This is a genomic window from Streptomyces sp. cmx-4-9, from assembly GCF_046548835.1.
Taxonomy (GTDB): domain Bacteria; phylum Actinomycetota; class Actinomycetes; order Streptomycetales; family Streptomycetaceae; genus Streptomyces.
Map to the genome: position 1 here is coordinate 151,003 of NZ_JAEBEE010000012.1, position 18,786 is coordinate 169,788.

The window sequence follows — 18,786 nt, forward strand, 5'->3', positions numbered from 1 at the left end:
AAGTCCCGCTCCTCCATGCACGTACCCGGCCGGGACCACCCGGCCCGACACGACGGAGAGACCATGACCACCATCAGCGCCGGAGACATCGACAGGGTCACCAACGAGGCTCGCGCTTACCACCACCCGCACTTCACCGGCGCCTCGCCCAACAGCTTCAACCGGCTTGTCTTCAGCTTCCGGCCCTTCACCGGCGCCGAGGCAGAGCCCGAACGGCCGCTCTACACGTGGAAGGACGAGAGCCTCACGGAGGCGAGCCGCGCATTCATCGACGCCGAGTACGACGAGGCGATCCGCCTCTGGCGCATGGCCGCCTACACCGCCGTGCTCAAGCAGGTCACCACCGGTGCCGAGGACCTCTGGGGCGCCTACAGCCGGGCCCGCACGGCCATGGACGAGCGGTTCGCCTCCCTGGACAGCGCGCCCGACGCGCACTGGCGCGCGACCGTGTCCCAGTTGGTCGCCGCCCAGAACTGGGCGTTGGAGACCGCAACGGTCTGGGACCGCAAGGGCCTGGAGATCGCCACCGTGCACGAGAAGTTCGTCTACGCCGACCTCTACCCCGAGGGCGCGTACAAGGCCATCTCGGTGGACCCGCGCGGATGGGTCCTCGGCAGCACTTACGACTACGAGTCCTTCCGGGGTGGGCCGCTGGCCCGCGAGGTCCAGAAGCGGATCGACGCCCAGCGCGAGCACCTGCGGACCGTCGCCGCCCTCTCCGGTGACCGCGACCCGGCCTGACCAACCCGCACCTTCTCCTCCCGGGGCGGCCGCCAGGTCGCCAACTCAGCCGGCAGCCCCGGGATCTCCCAACCGCCCAGCACCACCAGCCCGAAGGAGCCCTTCGTGACCCACCTCCTGGTCCACCCCGTCGAGACGGCCCGCCCGAAGTCCCTGGAGAACCGCCCGGTCCGGGCCGCGCGCACCCGGCGCGCCGGCGTCAAGGCCCTGTCCGCCGTCATCCGCTATGACGGCATCGTGATCATCGCTGGCACCGGCTCCCTCGGACTCCGCGCGATCATCTACAACGACGGCCCGCTCGCGAACCTGACCGTCCCCGGAGCCGTTCTCACGTGGCTCACCCTCGTCGGCGCCCTCTACGTCATCGACGCCGCCGCCAAGGGGCTTATCGACTGGATCAACCCGGACCGCTGGGACGGTGACACCGCCTACGCCCTGGCCGAAGAGGTTGGCCTCATCCACGACGACCTCGACTCCGGCGCCGACCCGGAGGAGATCCAGCACAGCCTGCGCACCAGCGGACTGCTGGAGACGACCGGCGCCCTCACGCGCAGGCTCGCCGTGGCCTTCGCCGAGCAGGGGGAGGAGGACCAGGCCCAGCGCCTCTACGCGTCCGCCCTCCACCTGCGCAAGGCCGACAGGGTGCTCGGGCACGGTCAGGCCGGTGACCAGCCGGCCGACGACGCCCGCAAGGATCTGCAGTAGAGGCGCCCCGGGGACGGCGGCCAGGTCGCCAAACTCAGCCCGCCGTCCCCGGGTCTCCCAACCCGCTCCAACCGGAGCAGGGGGCCGGAACCATCGTCCCTCACCATCCGCGAGGAGCCCACATGCCCCCCCGACCCGACACCGAGCCCAGCACCGCAGAAGACATCAAGGCCGCCGTCCAGATCGCCCAGACCGCACGCGACAACGCCGTACTCGCCGCCGAGAAGGAGTTCTGGCAGCGGATGGGCGAGCTCAGCAAGAGCTACCACGGCGCCCAGCAGGACGTCGCCGACGCCATGGGCCGCAAGCGCGACTACGTCTACAAGAACGTTCGGAAGTACACCGCCTGATCCACCGCCTCCGGGGCCGGCCGCCAGGTCGCCAATACTCAGCCGGCCGCCCCCGGAGCTCCCGACCCACCATCCCGCAGCAGGCAGGAAGGCTTCGCCATGCCCGCATCCGCAGCACCCGCCGCCTTCAGCACCCAGGCTCCCGACGCGAGCACGCGCCTCCTGGCCGACGAGGTCGAAGCCTGGCTCAAGAAAATCACCCCGGCCCCCGCGCCCGCCCCGGCCCCCGAACAGCACACGCCCCCGGCCGGATTCGACATCCCCGCCCTGGTGGCCGCCGGCCTCGCCGAGGTCGAGCGCAGCGAACGGGCCACCGCCGCCGCCCAGGCCGCCGCCCGCCCCTCCCTGTTCGACAGGATCACCCGCCGCCACCAGCGCCCGGCGACCCGGGCCAGCGTGCACATCCGTCGCGCCGCCGCCGCGCTGGCCACCGGTGGCTGGTGCCGAGGGGAACTCCGCGACGCCACCGGGCGCCACTGCATCCTCGGCGCCCTGATGGCCGCCCCCGCCGACGCCGACACCGCCAGCCGCTCCCACATCTACATCCGCTCCGCGATGGCCGAACCGGCCGCGTATGCCCAGCCGACGGCCGCCTACCGCGCCCGTATGGAGGAGCAGTGGCGCCGGGAGGGCCGCGACCCGCAGGCCCTTGGCCGCCAGTTCGACATCGCCGTGCACAACAACGTCGCCGTCCCGACTGTCGGCGCCGTCCTCGACCTCCTCCAGCGGGCGGCCGAGCTCGCCGAGCGCGCGGGGGACTGACGGCGGGAGAGGCGGGACCCCTAGACGAAGTGATGAATTGTAGGTATAGTTATTTTGTCAGTAGGGGTTCGGCGCGATCCCCCTGCATCCCAGGATCCACCGCCCAACCCACCCGAACTCCAGCGGAAGGCACCCACATGCGCATCTCCACCGCACGCTTCGTCTTCGGAGGCGGCCGCTACAGCAGGTACGCCAAGGCCATCGCCCCCGACGCCGAGAAGCTCGTCCGCGAGAAGTTCGGCTCACTGCCGGCGGCCATCCACGTGGTCCTCAACGGCGACACCAGCCAGCTCGACCACCTGGTCAACACCGCGGAAGCCGAGCTCCTGCCCGGCATCACGCCCACGCACGTCAACGCCGTCAGCCGCGCCGACCGCCACTCCCGACGCGCCTACGGCCAGACCACCATCGACCGCAACGGCGTGCTGATCGTCCTGCAGATCGCCAACATGCGCAGCGAGGCCGACGTCGCCGAGACCCTCGTGCACGAGCTCATCCACGCCCACCAGCTCGGCGACCGCGCCGCCCGCGGCCTCCACCTCGACTACCTCAAGCACGTCTGGGGTCGGCAGCCCATGAAGCCCAACACCGTCAGCGCCTACGAGCTACTGATCGACCAGCGCGAGACCGAGGCATACGGCGCAGAGTCCCTCGCCTCCCAGCTCTGAACCCGACAGGAGAACCCTCATGCCGATCCGGCTTCCCTGGACCCACCGCGCGGACCGCCGCCGCTGGCGCGCCGCCACCACCTTCTCCGAACTCGCCGAGCTGACCGCCCGCTGGCTCGAAGGCGACATCCGCACCCACCCCGGGGTCAAGCCGAACTACGGCCCCGACGACGAGATGCAGCCGCTCATCCCGCTGATGGCCGCCGCGAACCGGGCGGGATTCCTCACCGACTCCTTCCAGCCCGGCCACGACGCCGCCGACTACAACGGCAACCTGTGGGAGCAGCGGGCCGCAGTCACCGGCTTCGTCGCCGACCCCGAGCTCCGCACCCGCCTCGCCGAATCCGCCGAGAAGGCCGGCCTCCTCCTGCTCGTCCAGTTCCCGGGCGACTACCAGCAGCGCGGCCTGGTCGTCACCCGCGTCAACGGCATGGACTACACCCGCTACGGCCGGACCTGGACCCGCTTCGAGCTCCGCGGCGCCTGGCCCAGCAGCCTCATCAACGAGACCGCCTTCGACACGGTCGCCCGCGCCACCCAGCTCACCATCGCCGCCCGCGCGTTCGAGCCCAGTACCGCCCTCTGGACCGTGCTGGACCAGGCCCTGCACCTGCCGACCACGACCGGCAGCTGACGGCCCCCCGCGGTGTCCGGCCCGGTCAAGGGCCGGTCCGGCACCGCCGAGGACCGGACAGCCCGGCCCGCCACGAGACGGAGAACCGATGACCTCCAACACCGTCACCCACACCGACACCGACACCGACTTCGACACCGTCCTCGCCGACATCCAGCGCCACGCCGCCGCCGGCACGCTGCCGCTCACCGCCCAGATCCTCCAGCTGCTCGGCACCGCCGCGGAGATCGAGGCCCGTCTCACCGCCGCCGAGGCCGTATTCCCCGGCATCACCCGCCTCACCGACGAGAAGCCGGCCGCCCTCGCCGTCTACCGCGTCTCACGCCGCAACATCCCGTACGCCACCTTCACCACCCGGGAGGCGGCGCGTGCCATGGGCGAGGCCTGGCTGAAGCGCTGCCCCCTCCCGGAGGGAGCCACCACCGGGTGGGTGCCGGACAACAGCGACGACTACGTCGACGAGGACCTCGTGCTGTTCGGCCCCGGCCCGGACGACGAGTCCGTCACCAGCATCAGCATCACGGTGCTGCCCGTCCTCGTCGACTACGACCCGGACGCGGAGGGGTGACGATGCCCCAGTTCATGTGGGAGGTCGACGTCCCTATAGAGCGCGTCGGTACTCGTGAGCGGGGCGTGCACGTCTTCACCGGCCTCGCCGAGAGCGGCCGAGAGGCCCGCCGGGCCGCGCAGCGCGCCTGGGAGACAGCCCTCCTCCACACCCTGGCCGGCCGTGACGTCCCCGCCGCCGCCCACCGCACCGACTGGTCCGCCCGCGGACTGCGCCCCGGCTGGGACCTGCGCTGGGACCAGGCCACGCACAAAGACATCGACCGATAGCTCCGCCCCGGGACGGCCGTCAAGGCCTGAGAAACCGCCGACCGTCCCGGGCCCCTCACCCGCCAAGACGAGAGAGAGACCACCATCATGCACGCCACCCGCCGCAAGCAGCACCGCACCTCCACCACCCGCCGGCTGAGCACCGCCGGCCGGTTCCTGAAGTCCCTGGCCAAGGCCAACCCCCTGCTCGCCGACCGCGCGTTCGTGTGCAGCCGCTGCGCCGTCGCCTGGCAGGGCGACGAGGCCGACTGCTGGAGCTGCGGCCTCCCCGCCACCTTCGGCTCCCACCACCACGGCTCTGCGCTCCACCACCTCCTCACCCCCACCAAGATCTCCCGCACCCTCGTCCCGACGGGAGCGGCATCGTGACCGGCCTCGCCTCCCTGACCTGGCTGATCGGCACCCAGGCCCTCAGCGACCACATCACCGCCCGCGTCAACGAACTCGTCGAGGCCGGCACCGAGTACGCGACGGCCTGCGCCAAGGTCACCGACGCCGCCGACGCCAGCGAGGCCTGGGCCATCGCCGCCACCCGCCAGACCTGGGTCCGCCGGCACGACGTCGACCCCGACGAGATGCCGGTCCGCAGCCTGTACGTCCTGGAGCGCAACGCCACCCACGTCGTCGTCGCGTACATCGACCTCGACCAGGCCGCCGACGACGCCGACGGCGGAGACCACTCCAACCTCCCGCCGGAGAAGGCGGACCAGAACGACCACTCCCAGGGCGTCGAGTACCCCTTCGAACTCCTGGAGATGTCCTTCGAGCTCGCGGCCTGGGAGCCCTTCGAGCACCTGCTGCCCACCGCCGCCGTCCCGGCCGCCGGGTCCACGGGGGTGGGGGAGTGACCACCACCGAACTCGCCCCCTGGCCGCAGCTGACCGGCGACGAACCGTGCCGGGCGCCCGGGGCCGACCCCGAGGACTGGACCGGGACCCCGAAGCAGCGCGTGAACGGCAAGGAGGCCTGCCTCAGCAAGTGCCCCGAGGCCGTCCGCGAGCAGTGCCTGGCCTGGGCCCTGGACCACCCGACCCGCGCCGGATCCGCGATCTGGGCCGGCACCACCCTCAGCGACCGCCGCCGCCTGCGCGCCGAGCGCCGCGACGCCTGACCGCCACCACCCGCTCACCCGTCGTCCGGTACGGCTTCCTCCCGTACCGGACGGACGGCCCCCGACCTCACCCGCACATCCGGGCGGACCCCGGCCCCGGCCGGACAACCGCCCGTACGCTCGGAAGGGAGCAACGATGAAGCTCCGTACGGACCTCGCCCCGCTCGCGGCCGCCGTCACCGACGCCGCCCGGGCCCTGCCCGCCCGGCCCCCCGTCCCCGTCCTCGCCGCCATCCGGCTGGAGGCCACCGCCGGCACTCTGGCCGTCGCCGCCTTCGACTACGAGACCAGCGCCCAGGCCACCGTGGACGCCGAGGTCACCACCCCCGGCACCGTCCTGGTCTCCGGCCGCCTCCTCGCCGACATCACCCGCACGGTCAAGGGCATCCATCCGGTCGACCTCGAACTCGAAGGCGCCCGCCTGGTTCTCACCTCCGGCCGCACCCGCTACACCCTGCACACCCTCCCGCTGGAGGAGTACCCCACCCTGCCCCGGCCCGCGGCCGCCAGCGGCACCGTGGCCGGGCCCGCGCTCGCCGAGGCCATCCACCAGGTCGCCACCGCCGCCGGCCGCGACGACGCCCTCCCGATCCTGACCGGCATCCAGGCCGAGATCACCGACGACACGATCACCTTCGCCGCCACCGACCGCTACCGCTTTGCGCTCCGCCCCATCCCCTGGACCCCCGCCGCGGCCACCGGCGCCACCACCCAGACCACCATCCCGGCCAAGTCCCTCGCCGAAGCCGCCAAGATCCTCGCCACCGACGACCAGGTCCACCTCACCCTCCCCGCCTCCCACGGCGTCCTCGGCCTGGCCGGCCGCACGCGCACCCTCACCCTGCGCGCCATGGACGGCCAGCTCCCCGACCACAAGGGCCTGTGGCCCAGCGACTTCACCGCCACCGCCGACCTGGACGCAGCCGAGCTCGCCGACGCCGTCAAGCGCATGGCCCTCGTCGCCGAACGCGGTCACCCCGTCAAGCTCCACCTCACCGACGGCGCCCTGGCCCTGAGCGCCGGCACCGCCGACGACGCGTCCGCCCGCGACCAGGTCACCGCCACCACCGACCTGCTCACCGGCGCCCCCGTCACCATCGCCTTCAACCCCGGCTACCTCCTCGACGGCATCACGGCGCTGAAGACGGACCGGATCCGCCTCCAGATCGTCAACCCGGTCAAGCCGGCGCTCCTGGTCCCCACCGACGAGGACCCCACCGCGCTGCGCTACCTGATCATGCCGATCCGCCAGTCCGGCTGACCTGCCCCCGGGGCGGCCACCATCCCGGCCGGCCGCCCCGGCCCGCGGCGCCGACCGCCACCCCCCGGCGGTCAGACACCCCCAGCACACCAACCACGCAAGGAGAAGCAGATGTTCAACGCCGGTGCCGAGGTGGAAATCCTTTCCTGTGAGGACGACCCCCGGGCCAAGGGCAAGAAGGGGCGGATCGTCGACGAGGTCCCGCCCGGCCCGCTCACCGCAGGGCGGTGGACGGGGAACCGGATCGGCCTCTTCATCGGCCCCGTCCTGTGCCACCCGCACGAGCTGCGCGCGACGGGCCGATGACGATGGTGGACGCCGCCCGGCAGTGGATCCACTCGCTGCAGCCGTCCCTGCTCTGGGGCGGAGGCGTCGTCGCCTTCATCTGCCTGACCTGGGAAACGCCCCGGTTCTTCGTCACGCTCGCCTTCATCCTCAGCCCCCGACCCAGCCGACCGGCTCCGGATTCCAGCCCCGGACTCGTGCGCTGGCGGGTGATCCAGCGAGACCACGACCGCATCAAGGACGAGTACGGCCGGCTCCGTATCGACCCCTTCCGCAGCGACGAGCTCGCCGTCCTCGACGACCTGACGGTCCCCGAGGCCGTCGCCCTCGTCCAGGCGCTCGCCGCCGCCAGCGACGCCGCCGAGACCACCGACCCCCCGACGTACGAGCAGGCCGTGCTGCACCTGGCCAAGGCCTGGCGACAGGCCAAGGCCCGAGCCGCGCAGACCGAGCCCCAGCCACTTCCGGACCGAGCCCATGAACCCCGGGCGCGCACCACGGCGTCCGGCATCCAGCCCACCCCGCGCCGACCGCGCCCGCCCATCCCGAAGGAACAGACATGCCGATGAACCCCGAGCACCACCACCGCGACCTCCAGGCCGTCGGCCTCATCGCGGCCGCCGCCCCCGCCGCCTCCGAGCAGCTGCTCAACCCGTCCGACACCTCCACCGACCGGCCCACGGTCGTCACCCTCTGCGGATCCACCAGGTTCTGGAGCGAGCTCGCCGAGGCAAACTTCCGCGAGACGGCCGCCGGCCGCGTGGTCCTCGCGCCCGGCATCGACATGAAGAAGGCTCACCCGATGTGGGCGGAACCCGCGGCCGCCGAGGAGCTCAAGCTCGCACTGGACGCGCTGCACCGCTGGAAGATCCGTGCCTGCGACGAGGTCCTGGTCGTCAACCCCGGCTGCTACGTCGGCGACTCCACCCGCGCCGAGATCGCCTACGCCCACCAGCTCGGCCGCCCCGTCCGCTACACCGAGCCGGTCGGCCACGCCGTCATCCTCGACCGCCCCGGCCTGGACCCGGTACGGATCGGCCCGTACGAACACGAGAGCCGCGCCGAGGAGATCGCCGCCGGCCTGCGCAGGCAGCTGCCCTCCACCGCGCACGTGGAGGGCACCGTCATCGCCACGGGCGAGTTCCGCCCCGACCTCGACCACCTCGACCCGCGGGTGCCCACCGACCCGTACGCCCTGGCCGAGGCCATGGACAGCGACCACGGCGGCGGCGACGGCACCGGCCGCAACTTCCCCGACCTCTATGCCCGCCTGTGCGCCCAGGAGCCGCCCGAGTACGCGAGCGATCTGTGGGGGAGGGCATGCTCCGCGTACGACTACCTGCACGCGGACCACGCCGACGAGTAGCCCACCCCTTCCCGATGGCAATTTTAAGTTGGCCAAGTCTGTATTGACATGCCAACTCGGACTTGGCATTCTTGAGGTGTGGGCAGGGGCCCGCACCGACGACCCGGAGGCGACGAATCATGGAACAGACCCAGCAGTTATCGCAGGCCGCCCCCACTGAGGCGCGCCTGGCCCAGGCCCGCACCGAGGTGATCGCCGAGATGGGCAGGACCGACGCCAAGGCGTCCGCGCTCCTGACCGTCCTCAGCCTCCCCCTCGCCGTCCTGATTGCCACCGTCCCCGGTCACGACCTCCCCGCCGCCGCCACCGTCGCCGCCGGGATCGGCGCGGCCTCCCTGGCCGCCGCGATGCTCCTGGTCCTGCTGATCGTCCGCCCCCGCCTCGGTGGCGATGTCAGCGGCTCCTACCTCCACTGGGCGACCTGCACGCCCGAGCAGGCCGCTGCCGACATCGCCTCCGACCGCAGCGCCGAGCGGATCGTGGCCCTCTCCCGGATCGCCGCCCGGAAGTTCCGCGCGCTCCGGCTCGCCATCGACATCACCGCCAGTGCCGTCGCCCTGCTGGTCCTCGCCGGGATCATCACCCTCGCCGCCTGACCGACCGGTAGGAGACCCTCATGCTCGCCGAACTGATCCGCCAGGCCCTCACCCGCCTGACCACCCCGATGAAGACCGCGACGTTCAAGTGCCACAAGTGCGGGCTCTCGATGAAGATCACCGACTACCCCGACCGCATCGGACCCATCCTCGACGTCGCCCTCACGCACGCCTGCAAGCCCAAGTCCAAGGCGCTCTGACCCCCGGGACGGGCGGCATCACCGGCTACCAACCAAGCCGCCCGCCCCGGGCCAGCCCAACCCGCTCTCAACCGGAGCAGGGGGCAGATACATCGTCCCTCAACCGTCACGGAGCTGATCACCATGACCCCTACCAGACCCGACACCCCCGAGGCCACCGCCGCCAAAGCCCGCCTCGACGAGGCCGCCGAGGTACGGAACAAGGCCATCGAAGCCGCCCACCGCGCCTACTGGGCCGCGGTCAAGGCCGAGATGGACGCCAAGACCCTCACGCAGAAGGCGGTGGCCGACCACCTCGACTTCAGCCGCGAGCACGTCCGTAACCAGGTCAACCGCTACACCGCCGACCAGTAGGCCGGCGCCGCAGATCCCAGGGGCGGCCGCAGCATCGGCCAAGAGGTACGGCCGCCCCCAGGGCTCCCCGTCCAGAGCAGAACCGAGGAGAACACTCATCATGAACCACCGCGCCGCCACCTTCGCCGCCGCCTACGCCTTACTGCGCGCCGCGGCCGATCACGCGGACCACTGGGGCCAGTCCGACTTCGATTCCCTGGTCAAGGGCGCTACCGACGCCGCCCCGGTGAAGTACGAGCACGGGGACGGCACGGTCACCACCGTCGGTACCGACGGCGGCCGCCGGGCCTGCCTCCACCACGTGCTCCAGTACACCGCGACCCAGGGCCTGGTCCTGTTCGCCGGCACCCGCGCCCTCGGCATCCGCCTGCACCCGGCCGCACTTGCCGCCGCCCTCACGGTCTCGGGAGCCACCCACTTCGCCGCCGACCGCAGGGTGCCCCAGGGCCTCCTCCAGCGGCTCGCCGAGGCCACCGGCAAGAAGAACTTCTTCAACCTGGCCGACTTCGGCATGAACGGCCGGTACTGCCTGGACCAGAGCTGGCACCACTCCTGGGAGACCCTGGCCGCCCTGCTTGCCACGGTGAAGGCGACCCACCGGTGAGCGCCGACATCGCGACGGCCGCCGCCGCCATCCGTCTCGGCCTGCACGCGCTGCGCGAGAACGCGCTCGGCGACACCGCCGACCACGAGTACCAGGCCGCCGTCCTCCAGGCTCTCTACGACGACCGCAACCAGTCCGGCAGCGTGCTCGGGATGCTCTCCGACCTGCTGACCGACATCGGCGTCCGGATCGAAGAGCAGGGCGGCGAGGACATCACCGAGGTCATCGACGAGGCCGCCGCGTACGTCCAGGACTCCGCCGGCCAGCGCCTGGAGCGGGCCCGCGCGGCTCTCACGGCACTGGAGGCGTCGTGAGCGTCACCGGTCACGAGGGCAGCCCGCCCGCCGCGTGCGACGGCTGGTCCGACCGACCTCACCTGGCCGGCCTGCGGCACGGCCACTTCCACCAGGCACCCGAACTCGCCGCCCGCATCGAGGCCGCCCCGGCTGAGGATGACATCCGCTTCCGCGGCGAGCACCTGACCGTCCACACCGTCGACGGCATCGCGTACGCGGTGCTGTGGGAGGAGTGGTTCAGTCCGACCGCCTCCACCTGGGTTCAGCACCCCTCCCCGGCTGCCGCCCGCTGCTGGACCCACCAGCTCGCGGCGAACTGGCTGCGCGACAGTGCGGGATGCTCCCACGGCGGCGGCACCCTGCAGAGCTGGGACGGCGGGGCATGGGCCGCCGAGCGCGACCTCATCACTGGTCGCTGGCACCTCGCCATCGGCCTCCAGCCCGGCGTCACCTACGCCAGCACCGAGACCGAAGACCGGTCCGCCGGCTGGGCGTTCCTCACCGAGACCCTGACCGCCGCCGGGTTCCCTGCGGACACCTGGCCCGCCGCGATGCGGCAGGTCCGCCGCCACGACCTGCCCGACCCCGACCCGGCGCCGCCGGCCGCCGCACCCGTACCTCCGCCCGGGCCGAACACCTGGCGCACCCTGCTGCGCCGGCTCTTGGCCCGGATCCTGGCCGGGCTCGCCCGCACCCGGTAGTTCCCGCACCGCCGAGCGCCCGCCGGTCGCCGCGGGCGGCCGCCCGGCCCGGAGGCAGGCCAGCCTCCCGGCCCGGGCGGTTGCCGACGGCCTGGTTCGGCCGGAGCTCGCTCACCTCATCGAAAGGCGAACATGACCGAGACCGAGAACATCTACACCGCCGACGTGGTCGCCCTGACCCCCGGCGGCGACGTCCTGCTGATCGAGCGCGGCTGGCCGCCCTTCCAAGGGGCCTGGGCGCTGCCTGGCGGCCATGTCGACGCCGGAGAAGCGCCGTTCGTGGCTGCCGCCCGCGAGCTGGCCGAGGAGACCGGTGTCCACGTGCCCGTCGGCAACCTCCACCAGATCGGCGTCTGGGACCAGGTCGGCCGCGACCCGCGCGGCGCCTACGTCACCTTCGCGTACATGGTCATCGTCCCCGACGGCACCGTGGCCACGGCCGGGGACGACGCCCGTACCGCCCGCTGGTGGCCCCTGAGCGATCTGCCGGAGCAGCTGGCGTTCGACCACGCCGACATCATCAGTGCGGCGGTCACCACCAACTCCTGAGACGGCACGCGATGCACGAGTGCCGCGCACGGCCTTTCCGGCCGGGCGCGGCACACCGTCACCTCCGGCCGGCTCCTGGCGGGACTTGGCCCGAGCCGGCGGATCCTCCTGACGCCCTCGATCCGCTTTCCGCAGGTCGGGGGCGGTGGTGTACCTGGCCCCGCCGTAGGCCAATTTTAAGTTGGCCAAGTTTTCATTGACATAGCCAACTCCGAGTTGGCATCCTTAAAGGGGTCGGGCCAACCACCGCCTGACCACCCACCACCTCGACGCTCGGAGAAGTCACCATGCTCTTCCGCAGGAACCAGCAGCCCACGACCCAGACCCCGTACGGCACCGTCTACGGCACCCTTCCGCAGCGCCCCGAGCCCCCGCGCGTCGAGTACATCGGCATCACCCTCGCCGAGATGGAGGCCTTCGAGCAGATCCTCCTGCACGCCGAGGAATGCACCCGCCGCGCCCGCCCCGACCTCGGGTACAGCAGCCTCACCACCGAGCTGATCGGCCGCCTCTACCAGAGCGCCGGCGCCGCCTCCGTCACCCAGCCCGACCCCGACCTGGTCCGCATCCCGCTCCAGAAGGGCGACTTCATGCGCCTGGAATGGGCGATCCGCGACATCGACACGTACCGGGGCGACCCCCAGACCGCCCGCGACGCCCGCCAGCTCCTCAACCGCTGCAACGCACTGCTGGGACAGCAGCGCGCCGTGATCCACATGGGCGGCACCCCCGCCTTCGACCCCGACGCCCCGGCCCCGACCAGGCCCGCCACCGGCGAACTGCCGCCCTACCACCAGGAGACGATGTGAACGACGAGACGACGTCGACCGGACTTGCCCGCATCACCCGCGTCGAGACGCCCGCCGAGCGCACCGGCACCACCGGTATCGGCGAGCTGGCCGACCTCGCCCCCGCCGCAGCCGCTGCGCTGAACCTGCTCGCCGACGCCATCAAGCGCGGCCAGGCTGACCAGGACGCGGTCGTCGAGGCCCTCAAGGCCGCCAAGGTCGACGAGGCGTTCGCCGCCGTCCTCGATGCCGCCTCCAACGCCGTGATGGACGCCGCAGAGGACCCCTACGACTTCGACGACCGCCTCGACGCCGACAACCTCAGCGGTGCGGCCAGCGACGTCCGCCGCATCTTCCGCTGGATCTGACCCGCCCATCCCGCGCAGGCCCCATCAGGAGAGGCCCGCCGTGCAGACCTGCGTCTTCTGCTCCATCACCGCCGGGGAGGCCCCGGCCAGCATCGTCCGCGAATGGCCCGACGCCCTCGCGATCCGCCCTCGCAGCGGAGGAGTCGCCGCCGGCCACGTCATGGTCCTGCCGCGCGTCCACGTCGCCGACGCCGGCACCGACCCGGACGTGACCGCCGCGGTGATGCGCCGCGCCGCCGAGCTGATGGCCGAGCTCCCCGCCGCCAACATCATCACCTCGAAGGGCACCGAGGCGACCCAGTCCGTCTTCCACCTGCACGTTCACGTCGTGCCCCGCCAGGAGGGCGACAACCTGCCCCTGCCCTGGACCTCGCAGCACGCCGCCCGCGCCGCCGCGCAGAACGGAGCCTCCTCGTGAACAGCGTCATCCTGGTCATGGCCCGGGAGCCCATCCCGGCCGGCCCGTCCGTCTTCCTCGCCGGCCCCACCCCGGACAAGAGCGCACCCGTCCCGTCCTGGCGGCCCCAGGCCGCCGACGCACTGGCCGCGCAGTGGACCGGCACCCAGCCGCTGACCGTCCTGAGCCCCGAGTCCCGGCACGGCCAGCGCGCCGACCGCTACGTGACCCAAGTCGACTGGGAGACCGACGCCCGCGCCGCGGCCACGGCCATCCTCTTCTGGATCCCCCGCGACCTGCGCACCATGCCGGCCATGACCACCAACGTGGAGTTCGGCCTGGACGTCGCTACGGGCCGGGCGGTCCTGGGATGCCCGCCCGACTGCCCCAACCCCGAGCGCAACCGATACCTGATCTACGTGGCCCGCCGCCACGGCGTGCCGGTGTGCACCACCCTGACCGACACGGTCGCCGCCGCCCTCGCGCTCGTCACGAGCAGCAGCTGATCCCACCGCACCACAGCCAGCCAACCCGAGGAGGAATCCCTGATGGAACGCGTGTACCTCAACAACCGCAGCGGTGAGCGCCGCATCCACGTCGAGATCGACGAAGCGGAGATCGCCGAACTGCGCGCCGAGCTCGGCGAGCCGACCTCCGGCTCCGCGCGGCAACTGGTCGAGATCCTGGACGCCGCGCAGCAGCGCTTCGGCCACGGCCGACACGAGCGCGGCACCGCGCAGACCCCGAACGGCACCTGAGGGATCGTCGACCGGACCCGGCCCGAACACAAGAGCCCCGGACCTCGCGTCCGGGGCTCTGCTGTGGCCGGCTGCTCACGGCCTTCGAAGGAGTCAGTCCGTCTCGACGTAGGCGACCAGGACCAGGGTGCCGAGGGCGGTTGGCACGTACAGGATCCGAACGCCGCCCTCACGGTGCTCACGGATCGCACCGTGCTTCGACAGCACGCCGATCTCGGGATTCCTGGAGACGGCCACCAGCACGGGGTCGAGGCGGAGGCGTTCGGCCTCCGTCATCTTCTCAACCTGGTCCTGCGCCACGTCGTAGAAGACGATGCGGGCGCGCTTGGGTGCGTGGCGCCCCATCAGGCGACGTGCGAGGTGGGAGCGGCGTCGTCGAGCGGGGGCTGCCCGAGGTTCTCGCGCAGGTCCTCCCAGGAGGTGACGGCGTCCAGATCGACGCCCTCACCGGCCAGGCGCTCCAGGACGTAGGCGATCTGCGGGTCGCCGTCAGCCATCTCTCGCGCGTCGGCCCGCAGGGCCTCCTGCTCGGCCGGGTCGAAGACGATCCGCATCGCGGCCTCCAAGTCGTAGATGCTGCAACGAGGCTAGCGCAGGAGTACACAACCGGAACCCGGAAGGTGAAGAGGATGCGGAGAGCACCCGGTGCGAGGGGGCACCCCCCGCGGCCGGCGGAAACGAAAGCGGCCGGCGCCCACTTCCGCCGAGGCGGGTGGCAAGGGCGCCGGCCAACCGAAAACACACACCCGCGGGAGACCCGAGAGGCGTATCTCGCCTCCGAGTGTATCCGTACGCCGCGGCGTTGCGGACCTACTCCACTTGCCAACGGTGATGTAAGCTAGGTAATGTTGTCTTGCTTGCGGGCGGTGGCAGCCCGCGGCACCGAACACACCGACACCCTGGAGGCCCCGTGTCCTTCTCCCTCACCCACCCCGCCGGCACCGCGACGCAGGCCGAGGTCGCCGCATCCGCGTGGCCGGCCACCGCCGCGGCCGCTGATGCCGAACTCGCCCGCCTCACCGAGCTCCTGGCCGAGGCTGGCGTCACCGCCCTCCCCGCGGCGGGCGTCCTGGCCGTCCCCGGCCTCGCCGCCGGCCCGGGCGACACCGCCGGCATCCGGGTGCGCACCACCAGCAACCCGCCGCACGCCCTGTACGTCATCGCCGCCGGCCGCATCACCCCGCACGCCGGCGCTGGCAGCGCCTTCGCCCACCTCCGCCCGCTCATCGAGGCGGCCGCCCGCCCGTGCGACGGATGCGGTGCCGAGGCCTACGAGCCGTGCAACCCGTTCTGCCTGCCCGACCCCTCGAACGACTGACACCCCCGCCGGCGGGGCGCCGTGAGCGCCCCGCCCCGTGACGAAGGAGAAGAACGTGATCCGCGCCGGACGCCTGCAGCACGTCCAGACCATGTCCGACCTGGCCGACGCCCTCGGCAAGAAGCTCACCACGATCCGAAACCAGAAGCCCTACGCCGCAGAAGGCCACCCGGCGCCCATCAGCTCGCCCGACGCCCGCAACCAGCTGTGGGACGCGGAGCAGACCGCGGCCTACTACGCCGGCGAGCCCATCCCCGAGCTGCCCCAGGTCGACGACGACGAGGACCTCCTGGACCGCCACGAGGCCGCCGAACTGCTCGGCATCGCCCCCGTGACCTGGAACACCTACAAAAAGGACCCGGACCTGGCCGCCGCCGTGGTCCTCGTGCCCGCGGGCCCCAAGGGCACCGAGCACTGGCCCCGCCGCCTGGTCCTCGCCTACAAGGACAGCAGGCCGGGCCGCGGCGCCGGCGGCGGCCGCCGCGAGGGCAGCGGCGACATGATCCCCCGCGACGAGATCCTGCCGCGGATCGCCGAGCTCCTGGACGCCGACCCCGCGGTCACCGTCGAGACCGTCTCCGACACCCTCGGCATCACCAAGTTCCCCACCGCGCAGTCCGGCCTGGCCACCCTGCGCGGCCGGCGGATCGCCGACCTCGTCGAGAAGCAGCCCGGCCTCGACCTGAAGGACGCCGCCCTCCAGCTGGGCTACCCCGCCATCACCCACCGCGCCGCTGTCGCGTTCGCCGAGCGGGAGCTCCGCGCCCGCGGTGCCCAGCCCTACCTGCAGCACACCGCCGACGTCCTGGCCGCGGCCGGCATCGCCCAGCAGGCACAGGTGGAGATGCGCCAGCTCGACGGAGGAGCCGTGGCCGCCGCCGTGCTACTCGACACCGACCAGCCGGCCGCCGCCGCGGTGTGGGACTCCCGCTTCGGATGGCGGACCTCGACCAGCCGCCGGCACCCCATCGGCAAGGACACCGACACCGCGCCCGAAGGCGAGGGCATCCGATACCTGGGCAGCGGGCTGCGGCCTGAGCCCGAAGAGCTGCTCGCCGCCCTGCGCGACGGACGCAAGGGCACCAAGCGCCCCCGCCCCACGCCCTGAACCGCGAGCCCGGCCATCGAGACGCGAGCCCTGACGCCCCTACGCAGTACAGCCTGGGCCGTCAGACCCCACCCACGTAAACAAGGGAGGCACAGCGTGAGCACTGAGCAGCACGACTCCGATGCGTACGGCCAGGAGCTGGCCCGCATCGGCGATCACCAAAGCGAGGCAACAGGTGCGCGGTTCACCGTGTTCAAGGCGCTGGCCGCTGTCGGGGTCGCTCCAGAGCAGGCGGACGCGATCGTGTCGAAGCTGGAAGCCGGGGCCGTGGCGGGGGCCCACACCTGGATCTCCGAGAGCAGCGCCCCGCACGGGTCGGATCCGCGGTTCGAGGACGGCTGGCACGCCGGGGTCCGTGACGTTGCCAGCCACCTGCTGCGCATCGCCGACACCACGGCCACCACCCAGCGCGGACTCGCCGCCTCCAGCGCCTTGCTGCTCGCGCACCCTCGGCAACCGGCCTCCTCCACTCCGGAATCCCAGGCACAGGCACCGGCACCGACCCTGGACGCGAAGGAGGTCTTGTCGGCGGCACGGCGGTGCACATGGGCTCTGGCCGACCCGAGCGACTTCCTCAGCTCCGAGGCGTCGGACGAGATTCTGACCGTGGCGCTCAGCGCCGTGCGCGAGGACGAGCGAGCAGGGTACGCCGAGCGCCTGGAGGTATTTGCCCAACAGCACCGCGAACGTCTGGAGGAGTTGCTGCGCGCGTACGGGCCGGGCAGCAGGCCGGCCGAGTACGGCCGCTACATGCTGGCCGGTCAGCCTGAAAGCCTGATCATCTGCGAGCGGATGGAGACCGTGCCGTTCCTGTTGCGCGGTCGGTGGAACAAGGCGTTGGAGGCCGTTCTCCTGGACGATCTTGAGTTCGCGTGGGGGCCGCGCACTCGCTTGAGCCGGTGAACCTCCGGCCATGCCGCCGCAGCCCCGGCCCTCGGAACGTGGTCTTTCCGGAAGCGGGCCTGCGGGACGATGAGACGATGCCGATCTGGAGGGGGAGCAGATGAGTGAGAGCTGGGAACGAGTAATCGCCGAGCTGCGCGCACAGGGTCTCGCGGCCCGGGCCTCAGAAGACCGAGTCGACGAGACCGGGTCCGACCTAGGGCAGCGGACCACTGCGGTCGCGGTCCACTACGCGGCCGAGACCGACTACTTGCGCGGCGCCCTCGCACTGCTGCGCGCGCACCTCGCCGACGGTCGGGCTCCGCGGCGCCTGCCGGTCGCCCGGGTATGGCCCCGGTCAGTCCGCGACCTGTGGAAGGACCGGGTCCTGGAGCGGACCGGCGGCCTGTGGCGGACGGTTCCGGGGGCCTCGGCGGTCGACCAGATGCGCAGCGCCCCGGCCTCGCCGTTGCTGGACGCGGTGATCGAGCAGGCCCAGGCGCTCCAGGCCAGCCTCCACGGCCGCCGTCGGCACCCGCGGATGTACGAGAAGTACTTCCCCGAGCGCGACGGCGGCGCGCGCCTGGACGGGTGTGGACGGCCCGCCCCCACCGTGCCGGGCTTCCCCGACCCCGGGCATCCGGTGAACCTGAACTTCGCCGGCGGAACCGGGCTGCGTATTCAGCCGGCCCGCGCCGAGGAGGCCAGCCGGCTGAAGGACGACGAGTTCGCGGTGCACCACCGCGCCCTCGCCTTCGGCGACGCGGTCCTGGACCTGCTCGTCGAGGCCCGCCTCGACGGCGCCCTCCCGCAGGCGGGACGACTGCGCGGCGCGGGGCAGTGGGTCGGCCGGGAAGAGGACCTGGTTCCGGCCCGTGCGCAGTGGCCGGCCAAGCTGGGCGGCTTCCAGGCGGTGACCCTGGCCGGGCTGTACCTGCTGGTCCTGGCCTGCGCGGCGCTTCCGCTGACCTTCGGCAACCAGGCCGACCTCCTCTCCCACTACGCCCTGCTGCTCGGGGCATCCGGGACCGTTGCGCTCGCGGGGGCGGCGATCATTCACCGGACCGGGCCCCGGCTCATCCAGGCCCCCGGCTTCAAGGCCGCGGTCCCCGGCATCGCCGCCGGACTCCTCGCACTCGCGGTGTGG

Annotated in this window: 32 protein-coding genes; 30 read left to right on the top strand and 2 right to left on the bottom strand. The window is 72.4% G+C overall.

Translation table 11 applies throughout. The features are described 5' to 3' along the window. The first annotated feature begins 63 nt into the window (after window positions 1–63). From ACLJTM_RS32225 to ACLJTM_RS32355, 27 genes are all read left to right on the top strand, one after another. A complete protein-coding gene (locus tag ACLJTM_RS32225) occupies window positions 64–741 on the top strand; it encodes a hypothetical protein (protein ID WP_411107342.1) in 678 nt (225 codons plus the stop codon). Between the two features lie 105 nt (window positions 742–846). Further along, window positions 847–1,446: a hypothetical protein gene (locus tag ACLJTM_RS32230; RefSeq protein WP_411107343.1), complete on the top strand. Its 600-nt coding sequence runs from the start codon at window positions 847–849 to the stop codon at window positions 1,444–1,446. A gap of 122 nt (window positions 1,447–1,568) precedes the next feature. Further along, the gene (locus ACLJTM_RS32235; RefSeq protein ID WP_398678342.1) at window positions 1,569–1,796 is read left to right on the top strand and encodes a hypothetical protein; all 228 of its coding nucleotides are present in this window, start codon (window positions 1,569–1,571) and stop codon (window positions 1,794–1,796) included. Between the two features lie 99 nt (window positions 1,797–1,895). Then, window positions 1,896–2,558, top strand: coding sequence for a hypothetical protein (locus ACLJTM_RS32240; RefSeq protein WP_411107344.1), 663 nt, complete (start codon window positions 1,896–1,898; stop codon window positions 2,556–2,558). A gap of 137 nt (window positions 2,559–2,695) precedes the next feature. Next, window positions 2,696–3,226 (top strand): hypothetical protein, encoded by a 531-nt coding sequence (locus ACLJTM_RS32245; protein ID WP_411107345.1) that lies wholly within the window; start codon window positions 2,696–2,698, stop codon window positions 3,224–3,226. Between the two features lie 19 nt (window positions 3,227–3,245). Beyond that, window positions 3,246–3,860 (top strand): DUF6919 domain-containing protein, encoded by a 615-nt coding sequence (locus tag ACLJTM_RS32250; protein WP_411107346.1) that lies wholly within the window; start codon window positions 3,246–3,248, stop codon window positions 3,858–3,860. An 88-nt stretch (window positions 3,861–3,948) separates the two neighbouring features. After that, entirely contained in the window at window positions 3,949–4,428 is a 480-nt protein-coding gene (locus tag ACLJTM_RS32255) for a hypothetical protein (protein WP_411107347.1), read from the top strand. A 65-nt stretch (window positions 4,429–4,493) separates the two neighbouring features. Next, complete coding sequence (locus tag ACLJTM_RS32260) at window positions 4,494–4,697, top strand: hypothetical protein (RefSeq protein ID WP_411107348.1); 204 nt, start codon at window positions 4,494–4,496, stop codon at window positions 4,695–4,697. Window positions 4,698–4,784: 87 nt separating this feature from the next. After that, window positions 4,785–5,066: a hypothetical protein gene (locus ACLJTM_RS32265; RefSeq protein ID WP_411107349.1), complete on the top strand. Its 282-nt coding sequence runs from the start codon at window positions 4,785–4,787 to the stop codon at window positions 5,064–5,066. Beyond that, entirely contained in the window at window positions 5,063–5,545 is a 483-nt protein-coding gene (locus ACLJTM_RS32270) for a hypothetical protein (RefSeq protein ID WP_411107350.1), read from the top strand. Before ACLJTM_RS32265 ends, ACLJTM_RS32270 begins: the two co-directional genes overlap by 4 nt. Next, window positions 5,542–5,808: a WhiB family transcriptional regulator gene (locus ACLJTM_RS32275; RefSeq protein WP_411107351.1), complete on the top strand. Its 267-nt coding sequence runs from the start codon at window positions 5,542–5,544 to the stop codon at window positions 5,806–5,808. Before ACLJTM_RS32270 ends, ACLJTM_RS32275 begins: the two co-directional genes overlap by 4 nt. A 136-nt stretch (window positions 5,809–5,944) precedes the next feature. Beyond that, the gene (dnaN, locus tag ACLJTM_RS32280) at window positions 5,945–7,069 is read left to right on the top strand and encodes a DNA polymerase III subunit beta (protein ID WP_411107352.1); all 1,125 of its coding nucleotides are present in this window, start codon (window positions 5,945–5,947) and stop codon (window positions 7,067–7,069) included. Between the two features lie 111 nt (window positions 7,070–7,180). Then, entirely contained in the window at window positions 7,181–7,375 is a 195-nt protein-coding gene (locus ACLJTM_RS32285; protein ID WP_411107354.1) for a hypothetical protein, read from the top strand. After that, a complete protein-coding gene (locus tag ACLJTM_RS32290) occupies window positions 7,372–7,923 on the top strand; it encodes a hypothetical protein (RefSeq protein ID WP_411107355.1) in 552 nt (183 codons plus the stop codon). The genes ACLJTM_RS32285 and ACLJTM_RS32290 overlap by 4 nt, the downstream gene beginning before the upstream one ends. After that, complete coding sequence (locus ACLJTM_RS32295) at window positions 7,914–8,720, top strand: hypothetical protein (RefSeq protein WP_411107356.1); 807 nt, start codon at window positions 7,914–7,916, stop codon at window positions 8,718–8,720. Before ACLJTM_RS32290 ends, ACLJTM_RS32295 begins: the two co-directional genes overlap by 10 nt. A gap of 119 nt (window positions 8,721–8,839) precedes the next feature. Next, a complete protein-coding gene (locus ACLJTM_RS32300) occupies window positions 8,840–9,316 on the top strand; it encodes a Pycsar system effector family protein (RefSeq protein ID WP_411107357.1) in 477 nt (158 codons plus the stop codon). Window positions 9,317–9,336: 20 nt separating this feature from the next. Next, complete coding sequence (locus tag ACLJTM_RS32305; RefSeq protein ID WP_411107358.1) at window positions 9,337–9,516, top strand: hypothetical protein; 180 nt, start codon at window positions 9,337–9,339, stop codon at window positions 9,514–9,516. Window positions 9,517–9,639: 123 nt separating this feature from the next. Next, the gene (locus tag ACLJTM_RS32310; RefSeq protein WP_411107359.1) at window positions 9,640–9,870 is read left to right on the top strand and encodes a hypothetical protein; all 231 of its coding nucleotides are present in this window, start codon (window positions 9,640–9,642) and stop codon (window positions 9,868–9,870) included. 100 nt (window positions 9,871–9,970) lie between these two features. Continuing rightward, window positions 9,971–10,474: a hypothetical protein gene (locus ACLJTM_RS32315; protein ID WP_411107360.1), complete on the top strand. Its 504-nt coding sequence runs from the start codon at window positions 9,971–9,973 to the stop codon at window positions 10,472–10,474. Next, window positions 10,471–10,788 carry a hypothetical protein gene (locus ACLJTM_RS32320; RefSeq protein ID WP_411107361.1) on the top strand — a complete coding sequence of 106 codons (318 nt, stop codon included), beginning with the start codon at window positions 10,471–10,473 and terminating at the stop codon, window positions 10,786–10,788. Before ACLJTM_RS32315 ends, ACLJTM_RS32320 begins: the two co-directional genes overlap by 4 nt. After that, window positions 10,785–11,471 carry a hypothetical protein gene (locus tag ACLJTM_RS32325; protein WP_411107362.1) on the top strand — a complete coding sequence of 229 codons (687 nt, stop codon included), beginning with the start codon at window positions 10,785–10,787 and terminating at the stop codon, window positions 11,469–11,471. Before ACLJTM_RS32320 ends, ACLJTM_RS32325 begins: the two co-directional genes overlap by 4 nt. Before the next feature lie 132 nt (window positions 11,472–11,603). After that, window positions 11,604–12,020, top strand: a complete 417-nt coding sequence (locus ACLJTM_RS32330; protein ID WP_411107363.1) for an NUDIX domain-containing protein — start codon at window positions 11,604–11,606, stop codon at window positions 12,018–12,020. A gap of 287 nt (window positions 12,021–12,307) precedes the next feature. After that, a complete protein-coding gene (locus ACLJTM_RS32335) occupies window positions 12,308–12,829 on the top strand; it encodes a hypothetical protein (RefSeq protein ID WP_411107364.1) in 522 nt (173 codons plus the stop codon). Further along, window positions 12,826–13,176, top strand: a complete 351-nt coding sequence (locus ACLJTM_RS32340; protein WP_411107365.1) for a hypothetical protein — start codon at window positions 12,826–12,828, stop codon at window positions 13,174–13,176. Before ACLJTM_RS32335 ends, ACLJTM_RS32340 begins: the two co-directional genes overlap by 4 nt. Window positions 13,177–13,216: 40 nt before the next feature. After that, on the top strand, window positions 13,217–13,594 hold the full coding sequence (locus tag ACLJTM_RS32345; RefSeq protein WP_411107366.1) for an HIT family protein: 378 nt from the start codon (window positions 13,217–13,219) through the stop codon (window positions 13,592–13,594). After that, window positions 13,591–14,079: a nucleoside 2-deoxyribosyltransferase domain-containing protein gene (locus ACLJTM_RS32350; protein ID WP_411107367.1), complete on the top strand. Its 489-nt coding sequence runs from the start codon at window positions 13,591–13,593 to the stop codon at window positions 14,077–14,079. Before ACLJTM_RS32345 ends, ACLJTM_RS32350 begins: the two co-directional genes overlap by 4 nt. 42 nt (window positions 14,080–14,121) lie before the next feature. Then, window positions 14,122–14,331, top strand: a complete 210-nt coding sequence (locus tag ACLJTM_RS32355; protein WP_411107368.1) for a hypothetical protein — start codon at window positions 14,122–14,124, stop codon at window positions 14,329–14,331. A gap of 93 nt (window positions 14,332–14,424) precedes the next feature. Here the strand turns inward: ACLJTM_RS32355 and ACLJTM_RS32360 are convergent, their stop codons facing one another. Together ACLJTM_RS32360 and ACLJTM_RS32365 are read right to left on the bottom strand one after the other, a co-directional pair. Next, window positions 14,425–14,676: a hypothetical protein gene (locus ACLJTM_RS32360; RefSeq protein WP_136227664.1), complete on the bottom strand. Its 252-nt coding sequence runs from the start codon at window positions 14,674–14,676 to the stop codon at window positions 14,425–14,427. After that, on the bottom strand, window positions 14,676–14,897 hold the full coding sequence (locus tag ACLJTM_RS32365) for a hypothetical protein (RefSeq protein WP_384540950.1): 222 nt from the start codon (window positions 14,895–14,897) through the stop codon (window positions 14,676–14,678). The genes ACLJTM_RS32360 and ACLJTM_RS32365 overlap by 1 nt, the downstream gene beginning before the upstream one ends. Window positions 14,898–15,241: 344 nt before the next feature. Here ACLJTM_RS32365 and ACLJTM_RS32370 point away from each other — a divergent pair, with 344 nt between their 5' ends. From ACLJTM_RS32370 to ACLJTM_RS32380, 3 genes are all read left to right on the top strand, one after another. After that, window positions 15,242–15,649 (top strand): hypothetical protein, encoded by a 408-nt coding sequence (locus ACLJTM_RS32370; protein WP_411107369.1) that lies wholly within the window; start codon window positions 15,242–15,244, stop codon window positions 15,647–15,649. A gap of 55 nt (window positions 15,650–15,704) precedes the next feature. After that, window positions 15,705–16,757 (top strand): hypothetical protein, encoded by a 1,053-nt coding sequence (locus ACLJTM_RS32375; RefSeq protein ID WP_411107370.1) that lies wholly within the window; start codon window positions 15,705–15,707, stop codon window positions 16,755–16,757. Between the two features lie 96 nt (window positions 16,758–16,853). Then, a complete protein-coding gene (locus tag ACLJTM_RS32380; protein ID WP_411107371.1) occupies window positions 16,854–17,660 on the top strand; it encodes a hypothetical protein in 807 nt (268 codons plus the stop codon). Window positions 17,661–18,786: the final 1,126 nt, after the last annotated feature.

Coding starts and splice junctions, on each gene's coding strand:
- ACLJTM_RS32240 (WP_411107344.1), top strand. CDS start 1,896: ATGCCCGCATCCGCAGCACCCGCCGCCTTCAGCACCCAGGCTCCCGAC.
- ACLJTM_RS32295 (WP_411107356.1), top strand. CDS start 7,914: ATGCCGATGAACCCCGAGCACCACCACCGCGACCTCCAGGCCGTCGGC.
- ACLJTM_RS32245 (WP_411107345.1), top strand. CDS start 2,696: ATGCGCATCTCCACCGCACGCTTCGTCTTCGGAGGCGGCCGCTACAGC.
- ACLJTM_RS32300 (WP_411107357.1), top strand. CDS start 8,840: ATGGAACAGACCCAGCAGTTATCGCAGGCCGCCCCCACTGAGGCGCGC.
- ACLJTM_RS32335 (WP_411107364.1), top strand. CDS start 12,308: ATGCTCTTCCGCAGGAACCAGCAGCCCACGACCCAGACCCCGTACGGC.
- ACLJTM_RS32360 (WP_136227664.1), bottom strand. CDS start 14,676: ATGGGGCGCCACGCACCCAAGCGCGCCCGCATCGTCTTCTACGACGTG.
- ACLJTM_RS32235 (WP_398678342.1), top strand. CDS start 1,569: ATGCCCCCCCGACCCGACACCGAGCCCAGCACCGCAGAAGACATCAAG.
- ACLJTM_RS32330 (WP_411107363.1), top strand. CDS start 11,604: ATGACCGAGACCGAGAACATCTACACCGCCGACGTGGTCGCCCTGACC.
- ACLJTM_RS32285 (WP_411107354.1), top strand. CDS start 7,181: ATGTTCAACGCCGGTGCCGAGGTGGAAATCCTTTCCTGTGAGGACGAC.
- ACLJTM_RS32265 (WP_411107349.1), top strand. CDS start 4,785: ATGCACGCCACCCGCCGCAAGCAGCACCGCACCTCCACCACCCGCCGG.
- ACLJTM_RS32250 (WP_411107346.1), top strand. CDS start 3,246: ATGCCGATCCGGCTTCCCTGGACCCACCGCGCGGACCGCCGCCGCTGG.
- dnaN (WP_411107352.1), top strand. CDS start 5,945: ATGAAGCTCCGTACGGACCTCGCCCCGCTCGCGGCCGCCGTCACCGAC.
- ACLJTM_RS32255 (WP_411107347.1), top strand. CDS start 3,949: ATGACCTCCAACACCGTCACCCACACCGACACCGACACCGACTTCGAC.
- ACLJTM_RS32315 (WP_411107360.1), top strand. CDS start 9,971: ATGAACCACCGCGCCGCCACCTTCGCCGCCGCCTACGCCTTACTGCGC.
- ACLJTM_RS32355 (WP_411107368.1), top strand. CDS start 14,122: ATGGAACGCGTGTACCTCAACAACCGCAGCGGTGAGCGCCGCATCCAC.
- ACLJTM_RS32225 (WP_411107342.1), top strand. CDS start 64: ATGACCACCATCAGCGCCGGAGACATCGACAGGGTCACCAACGAGGCT.
- ACLJTM_RS32310 (WP_411107359.1), top strand. CDS start 9,640: ATGACCCCTACCAGACCCGACACCCCCGAGGCCACCGCCGCCAAAGCC.
- ACLJTM_RS32305 (WP_411107358.1), top strand. CDS start 9,337: ATGCTCGCCGAACTGATCCGCCAGGCCCTCACCCGCCTGACCACCCCG.
- ACLJTM_RS32290 (WP_411107355.1), top strand. CDS start 7,372: ATGACGATGGTGGACGCCGCCCGGCAGTGGATCCACTCGCTGCAGCCG.